The organism is Pantoea stewartii subsp. stewartii, from assembly GCF_008801695.1.
Classification (GTDB): Bacteria; Pseudomonadota; Gammaproteobacteria; order Enterobacterales; family Enterobacteriaceae; genus Pantoea; species Pantoea stewartii.
Map to the genome: position 1 here is coordinate 1 of NZ_VZPF01000316.1, position 251 is coordinate 251.

A 251-nucleotide genomic window follows, 5' to 3' on the forward strand; every position below is an offset into this window, starting at 1 on the left:
GTAGAAAACGCTGATGCCAGACAGAACACCGTCATACGCAAGCATGTAATGCATTGATTTTATGTTATCTGAAACAACCGTTTTCATAGTACCACAGCATAAAATCCATTTATTCAACAAAGCCACTTTCCACTCACCTTCACCAAAGACCTTCAGCCCGGTGGAGTCAATCACCAGATGCGCGATTTCACCCCGGGTGGGCGTTTTGAAACTGACATTGACCGACTTCGTCCGTTTGCTGACGCTGCTGT

The 251-nt window shown here is 46.2% G+C and carries 1 protein-coding gene; it reads right to left on the minus strand.

Annotated elements, in window-relative coordinates; all coding sequences use genetic code 11:
- Nucleotides 1-251 (minus strand): transposase (locus tag F7Q90_RS27580; RefSeq protein ID WP_249042853.1); only part of this gene is annotated, 251 nt, incomplete at both ends.